This is a genomic window from Bacillus sp. SIMBA_074 (assembly GCF_046534555.1).
Taxonomy (GTDB): domain Bacteria; phylum Bacillota; class Bacilli; order Bacillales; family Bacillaceae_G; genus Bacillus_A; species Bacillus_A mycoides.
Map to the genome: position 1 here is coordinate 1 of NZ_JAWRYM010000975.1, position 249 is coordinate 249.

The 249-nt window shown below is 54.2% G+C and carries 1 protein-coding gene; it reads left to right on the forward strand.

Features of this window, described 5'->3' with window-relative positions:
• Nucleotides 1–53 precede the first annotated feature (53 nt).
• Nucleotides 54–249: hypothetical protein (locus SB773_RS33670; protein ID WP_410594816.1), on the forward strand; the 196-nt coding region annotated here is incomplete at its 3' end.

Genomic DNA, 249 nt, shown 5'->3' on the forward strand with positions numbered 1-249 from the left:
GGCTGTCTTCAGACAAGGTGGACGAGACGGTCACACGCCCCGTAGAGGAGGCTGTGCGTGCATTAGGCAGTGCACTCACAATCGAGACTTCCTCTCGTGCTGGCTCAGGAACCGTTACCGTAGAGACGACAGAAAGCATTGGCTCTGACTACAAGGAGCGCTTGGAAAAGAAGCTGGAGGAAGTCACGAAGCAGCTTCCTGTGAAGGAATGGAGTATTAGCCAGGATAATCTGGCAGACAGTCGGATCG